This window comes from Mesorhizobium sp. M7A.F.Ca.CA.004.04.2.1, assembly GCF_004022825.1.
In the GTDB taxonomy this organism is placed as follows: domain Bacteria; phylum Pseudomonadota; class Alphaproteobacteria; order Rhizobiales; family Rhizobiaceae; genus Mesorhizobium.
This window is the reverse complement of record NZ_RZPH01000303.1, coordinates 1-5,892: the sequence shown is the minus strand read 5'-3', so window position 1 is coordinate 5,892 and position 5,892 is coordinate 1. Positions and strand designations below refer to the sequence as shown.

At 62.7% G+C, this 5,892-nt stretch carries 6 protein-coding genes and 1 pseudogene; 5 read left to right on the top strand and 2 right to left on the bottom strand.

All coding sequences use genetic code 11. The annotated features are described in order from the left end of the window. Window positions 1-114: 114 nt before the first annotated feature. From EN893_RS15325 to EN893_RS15305, 5 genes are all read left to right on the top strand, one after another. On the top strand, window positions 115-1,131 hold the full coding sequence (locus EN893_RS15325) for an ABC transporter permease (RefSeq protein ID WP_127267731.1): 1,017 nt from the start codon (window positions 115-117) through the stop codon (window positions 1,129-1,131). Next, entirely contained in the window at window positions 1,131-2,102 is a 972-nt protein-coding gene (locus EN893_RS15320) for an ABC transporter permease (protein WP_127267730.1), read from the top strand. The genes EN893_RS15325 and EN893_RS15320 overlap by 1 nt, the downstream gene beginning before the upstream one ends. Next, window positions 2,099-3,058 (top strand): ABC transporter ATP-binding protein, encoded by a 960-nt coding sequence (locus EN893_RS15315; protein ID WP_127267729.1) that lies wholly within the window; start codon window positions 2,099-2,101, stop codon window positions 3,056-3,058. Before EN893_RS15320 ends, EN893_RS15315 begins: the two co-directional genes overlap by 4 nt. Further along, window positions 3,055-4,053, top strand: coding sequence for a dipeptide ABC transporter ATP-binding protein (locus tag EN893_RS15310; protein WP_236383054.1), 999 nt, complete (start codon window positions 3,055-3,057; stop codon window positions 4,051-4,053). The genes EN893_RS15315 and EN893_RS15310 overlap by 4 nt, the downstream gene beginning before the upstream one ends. Before the next feature lie 139 nt (window positions 4,054-4,192). After that, complete coding sequence (locus EN893_RS15305; protein WP_127267728.1) at window positions 4,193-4,495, top strand: DUF982 domain-containing protein; 303 nt, start codon at window positions 4,193-4,195, stop codon at window positions 4,493-4,495. Window positions 4,496-4,602: 107 nt separating this feature from the next. Here EN893_RS15305 and EN893_RS15300 read toward each other — a convergent pair whose 3' ends face one another. Together EN893_RS15300 and EN893_RS15295 are read right to left on the bottom strand one after the other, a co-directional pair. Beyond that, window positions 4,603-5,406, bottom strand: coding sequence for a DUF1194 domain-containing protein (locus tag EN893_RS15300; protein WP_127267727.1), 804 nt, complete (start codon window positions 5,404-5,406; stop codon window positions 4,603-4,605). Between the two features lie 42 nt (window positions 5,407-5,448). Further along, window positions 5,449-5,892, bottom strand: a pseudogene (locus EN893_RS15295) (hypothetical protein); the annotation flags it as partial.

The window sequence follows — 5,892 nt, the reverse complement described above, 5'->3', positions numbered from 1 at the left end:
GTCAGCAAACGTCTTGGCAATTTCAAGTTCAACCGTCAGTTCAACTGGATGATCACCCAATCCTGGGTGCAGTGATGGCCTGGGTGCAGTAACGAACCGCGGAGGGGCACGTCCGTGTCGAACGTAGCTGTCGCCGCGCCGCGCAAGACGCGAGGGCCCTGGGCCGTCGCGTTTGCGAAGCTGGCAAGGGACAGGGCTGCCATGGCGTCGCTGGCCGTGTTCCTCCTCATCGTCCTTGCCTGCCTCAGTGCGCCTCTTTATGCAAAATGGGCAGGCGTGGACCCCTTCGCCTCGACGCTCGACGCCGTCGTCCAGATCGACGGTGCCGACGTTCCGGTGATGGAACAGTCGACGGAAGGGCTAGGGCTTGGTTACACACCGCTCGGCCCGACCTGGCGGCTGGGCAATTATTTCCTCGGCGCCGACAGCCAGGGGCGCGATGTCATGGCCAGGATGCTCTATGGCGGGCTGAGCTCGTTGCTGATCTCCGGAGCAGCCACCATCTTCACCCTGATCCTGGGCACGGCGGCGGGATTGATCGCCGGCTATTTCGGCGGCGTCACCGACACGGTGCTGTCGCGCTTCCTCGACATACTGTGGGCGTTCCCCATCTATCTGCTGGCGATTTCGCTCTCCATCGTCACCATCGCGCATGGCATCACGATCGGACCGATCCAGATCGAGTCCGGCAGTTTGTGGCTGCCTGTCATCATCATCGGCATCGTCTACGTGCCCTACGTGGCCCGCCCAATACGCGGGCAGGTTCTGGCGCTGCGCAAGAGCGAGTTCGTGCTGGCCGCGATCAATCTGGGCGTGCCGGGGTGGCGCATCCTGTGGCGCGACATCCTGCCCAACGTCACCACCACGCTAATCGTCTTCGTGCCGCTGATGATGGCGCTGAACATGCTTACCGAATCAGCCCTTTCCTTCCTTTCGATCGGCGTGCAGCCGCCGGCCGCGAGCTGGGGCACCATCATCCAGGACGGACAGGCGCTGCTTTACACCAGGCCATTGGTGGCGCTGGTGCCGGGCCTGGCGATCGCGGTTTCCGTCATGGCGCTCAATGTCTTCGGCGACGGCCTGCGCGACGCGCTCGATCCGCGCTCCAAGGTTCGGCTGGGGCGCGACTGATGATCTACGCAATCCTGCGCCGGTTCGGCCAGATGCTGTTCGTGATGTTCGGCATCTCGGTCATCGTTTTCTTGATTTTCTTCGCAACGCCGGGCGCCGACCCGGCTGCGCGCATCGCCGGCCGCAATGCATCGCCCGAAGTGCTGGAGGCGGTACGCCACAGCTTCGGCTTCGACCGGCCGCTCTACGTGCAATATGTGACGATGATGGAGAAGATCTTCGTCACCGGCGATCTGACCTCCTTCGTCAATCGTGGCTGGAAGGTGGTGCCGGCGGTCATGGATTCGATCCCGGTCACGCTCTCGCTGGTGTTCGGAGCGGCGATCCTGTGGGTGGTCGTCTCCATCGTCATCGGCATCGCCGCCGCCGCCACGCGCGGCAGCTGGCTGGACAAGCTGCTGATGGCGCTAGGGCTGCTCGGCATTTCCATGCCGGTCTACTGGCTGGGCGAGGTGATGAACCTGATCACCCAGAGCCGCTACCACGACAGCTGGGCGTTCTCCTGGGTGCCGCCGCTCGGCTACAAGAATTTCTCCGACGATCCGAAGGGCTGGTTCCTGACCCTGGTCATTCCGTGGATCACACTGTCCATTCTCTATATCGGTATTTACGGGCGCGTGCTGCGCGCGGCAATCATCGAATCCCTGCAGGAAGACTATATCCGCACGGCCCGGGCCAAGGGGCTGTCGGAGACCCGCATCCTGCTGCGCCATGCCTTGCGCACGTCGCTCATCGCATTCGTCACTCTGTTCGGCCTGGACTTCGGTGCGCTGGTCGGAGGCTCAGCCCTGCTGACGGAGGTGGTGTTCGGGCTGCACGGCATCGGCAAGCTCACTTATGACGCTCTGCAGAATCTCGATCTGCCGATGATCATGGCGACGGTGATGTATGCGTCCATGTTCGTGGTTATCGCCAATGCGGTCGTCGATTTCGTCTACATCCTTCTCGATCCGCGCCTGAGGACATCATGATACTGTCGGTGCGCGACCTCAGAGTTTCCTTCCGCACAAATGATGGCCTGGTGCGGGCCATCGATGGCGTTTCCTTCGACCTTAAGGAGAGCGAAATCCTCGGCGTCGTCGGTGAGTCCGGTTCCGGCAAGACCGTGTCGCTGCTGGCCGTCATGGGTCTCATCACCGATCCCAACGCCACCATCGAAGGGTCGATCCGCTACAAAGGCCGCGAACTCGTGGGACTGCCCGCGCGCGAGCTCAGGCGGCTGCGCGGCAACGAGATCGCGATGATCTTCCAGGATCCGATGACGGCGCTGACGCCTGTCTACACGATCGGCTGGCAGATCGCCGAACAGATTCGCGCGCATCGCAACATCAGCAAGTCCAAGGCGATGGAGCGCGTGGAGGAACTGCTGGCCGAGGTGAATTTTCCCAACCCGCACGAGGCGATGTCGCGCTACCCGCACCAACTGTCCGGAGGCATGCGTCAACGGGCGGTGATCGCAATGGCTTTGTCCTGCAATCCGGCGCTTCTGGTGGCTGACGAACCGACCACGGCGCTCGACGTCACCGTACAGGCCGGCATTCTCGATCTGGTGCGCAAGCTGCGCGCGACGCACAAGTCGGCGGTCGTCTTCATCACACATGACATGGGCGTGGTCTCCGAACTCGCCGACCGGGTCATGGTCATGTATGCCGGCCGCGTGGTGGAGCGCGGCAGTCGCATGGAACTGTTTTCCGATCCACGACACCCCTATACGCGCGCGCTGCTGGGTTCGATCCCGCCGCTGACCGGCGAAAAACCACGGCGCTTGCCGGCCATTCCCGGTTCGCCGCCGTCAATGCTGCGATTGCCGCAGGGCTGTGCGTTCGGTCCGCGGTGCCCGGTTCACTACGAGCCCTGCCAGGCCGGCAAGCCCGACCTCGGGAGCGGCACCCATGCCGCGGCATGCTTCAGGGTGGCACAGGCATGAGCGGACCGATGATCGACAAGAACCGCCCAATCCTCGAGACGCGTTCGCTGGGCAAGCGCTTTTCCATCGGCAGCCGTTTCTCCGCCGAAGGCAAGCGAACCGTTCATGCGGTCGACAATGTTTCCCTGACCGTGTGGCGCGGCGAGACGGTCGGGCTGGTCGGCGAATCCGGATGCGGCAAGTCCACGCTGGCGCGTTGCCTGGTGAGGCTCTACGACATATCGGACGGCGAGCTTCTGTTCGAAGGCAACGACATAACCTCCAAGTCGCTGTCCGAACTCAGGCCGCTGCGGCGCCGCCTGCAAATGGTTTTCCAGGACCCGTCGGCGTCGCTCAATCCGCGCCGGCGCGTCGGCGACCTGGTGGCCGAGCCGCTGCGCATCCATGGCAGGCTCTCGTCGAGCGAGATCACCAAACGCGTGGCGGAACTGTTCGACCTTGTCGGCTTGCTGCCGGATCACGTCATGCGGTTTCCGCACGAATTTTCCGGCGGACAACGCCAGCGCGTCGGCATCGCGCGGGCTATTGCCCTGAACCCGGACCTCGTGGTCCTGGACGAACCCGTCTCCGCGCTCGACGTGTCGGTGCAGGCACAAATCGTCAACCTGCTTGCCGATCTGCAGGAGAAGCTCAATCTCACGTACATCTTCATCGCCCACGACCTGTCGGTGGTGCGCCAGGTGTCGACCCGCATAGCGGTCATGTATCTCGGCTCGATCGTCGAAGAAGGGCCGGCGGAAGACGTGTTTGCAGCACCGGCCCATCCCTATAGCCAGGCGCTGATTTCGGCGGTTCCCGTCGTGGAGACGACGCCGGGTGGGACGCGCAAGCGCATCATCCTCACCGGCGACGTACCGAGCCCTCTGAACCCTCCAACGGGCTGCCGTTTCCATCCCCGATGCCCAATCGCGGCGGAGCGCTGCCGTTCGGAGCGGCCACAGTTACGGGAATACCGACCCGGTCGCAAAGTCGCCTGCCACTTCCCGACAATGTAGGCGACACTCACCACCGCACGGGTGATCGCCTTCGCCTGACAGATTTCTAAAAGACTCCATTCTTTATCTGGAACCAACCGGCTGTTGGCGCGTTTGGTGGGGTTCGATCGAGCGCATTGCGGTCGACCGGGAGGAAACGATGGATCAATTGCATTTCTTTTCGCCCGTGCGGATTTCGCGCGGGCAGGGACACCCTGCGGAAGAAATCGATAGTGTTGCCGAAGCCATGATGTTCTTGCGGAAGTGGCCGACGGGACGGCGCGGTCCGGTTTATCAGTGCGCGCTGAATTGTTGCTCGGCCGCCTTGTCGGGCCAGATGTCGGCCGAGGAAGCAAGGAAAGCGTTCACCGGCTTTGCCCGCATCACGCGCCTTCTCGATGACGACATGGCGTTGCCGGTGCCCGGCGAAGGCGAGGCAAGGGTGCACGCGTTGCGGCGATAGGCTGTTGTCCTGACGGACCTACAAGGTCTCGCGCTGCAGCGGGGCGGGTCTTGTTGTGCAATGCGCTCGGTCTGGCGGGTCGAAAGTTCGTCTTGCGTGGCACACTTTCACAGCGGACGCTCGTCGTTCATGCTTACTTCAGTCACGAGCTTGCGGCGAAGCGCCATCGTGTAGTCGTCTGGCCCCTTCGGCGTCATGACGAAGGCCTGGGAACCGCCAATGACCGATCTGGCAAAATAGGATGCCAGAGGTTCGTCGGGATTCTCATCCTCCGTCGGGATGGCGATGGCATTGATCGTATATCCCTTGGCTATGGCGTTCGACCTGCTCGGCTGGACGGGAAGCCCGTCGTTGTTCTCGCCATTGGAGGAGATATCGATGACTTTCTTGGCCGCCTTTCCCGGAAACTGGTCGAGCAGGAGACTGCCGATGTCGATAGCCGAGGAAACGGATGTTCCGCCTCGCCCTCTGCGGATGAAGCCGGTATCGCCTTTCCTGCTGATCACCGCAGCCGCCGCTTTGGCATCTTCCAGTCCGCAGATGCTTGTCCACGGCAGCACGACGCGTGCGTGTCCGGGGCTCGACCATTCAAAATAGGCAACGCCGATGCAGCCGACATAATTCCGGCTGATGGCGGCGATGATCTCTGGCGAGGTGAGTGCCGCGGCATGTCCCTCGCGTTGCATATCGGCGATCTTCGGATCGATCGACGACGAGAAATCGACCGCGAACACGATAGCGACGTCAACGTTCGCGGCATGGGCAGAGATCGCCCAAAACATCGAAACTGCAAGTATCCCTGTCACTCTCGAGATTGAACCGGCCGACGTCAGAATGCCCCAACCTGTCGCCCGCACCCGTTCGCGAAAGGATAGGGGGCCGGCGTCCTGATGATATACACTGCCAAACATGTCATTCTCCATCTCGACATCCGGTCGTTTCAAAAAGCGGGCTCAACATGTGGAAATCTGGCGGATCGCCTTGGTACCCACGCCGAACAGCAGCAGATCGGCCTTGGTCCACAAGAGATAACAGCCGAGCAAGGTCAGTGGCATGGCGAGGGCCGCGAAGGAGCCGCCCGACCAGACCTCAGGCAAAGCACGGCCGAGGGCCACTGTCGTCGCCAGCATTGCAGGCAACCGGCTGGCGAGCACCGCACTGCGGAACGGATCGGGCCAAGCGGCCGGCCACATCGGAATTGGCGTGCCGGGCCTGTGGAAGGTGCTGCCGAATTTGCCGAGCGCATGCAGCAGGCCGGAGGTCGCCGCAAGCAATGGATCGCCGAGCAGCAACAGGGCAATGCCGAGCCCGATCGCACCCAGGCCCGACAGGAAGTCGCCTAGACGGTTGAGGGCGGGATCGGGAGCATCCGGCCTTGCCCAGGCCCGGTGATAGGC